The 405-nt window shown below is 67.4% G+C and carries 1 pseudogene; it reads left to right on the plus strand.

Annotated features, from left to right (window positions below):
• Positions 1-213: 213 nt before the first annotated feature.
• Positions 214-405, plus strand: a pseudogene (locus tag ELR45_RS40870) (TrmH family RNA methyltransferase); the annotation flags it as partial.

Genomic DNA, 405 nt, shown 5'->3' on the forward strand with positions numbered 1-405 from the left:
TCGGCGATCCGGGCCCCAGGTTATGCGGCGATCATCGTCGATGGCGTGGTGGTCAGCTCCGGGGAGCTCCTCTCCCCGGACGAAGCGGTGCGTATTGTCCGCTCTGCGATCGGGCTCGGAGAGGTACGAGCGTAGACCTAGGACGATGTGTCTGCGTCACGGCTCACACGGTAGGGCGCGGCGACTGGCGTGGGCGGCACTACGGTGGTCTGCGTGAACGCAGATGACGAGCGCGAGCAGCGGCTCGAACGGGCGGACGACGCGGCGGGCGTGTCGCTTCGCCCGAACGACGACGAAAATCTGAGCCAAGGTGTGGGGCCATGGGAGGGTGCGTGGCCGGACGATTCCCGGTACGACCCGGAGCTGCTCGAGCAGGGTGATCGGCGCAACGTCGTCGACGAGTAC

The sequence above is a fragment of the Phytoactinopolyspora endophytica genome, from assembly GCF_004138495.1.
GTDB classification, from domain to species: domain Bacteria; phylum Actinomycetota; class Actinomycetes; order Jiangellales; family Jiangellaceae; genus Phytoactinopolyspora; species Phytoactinopolyspora endophytica.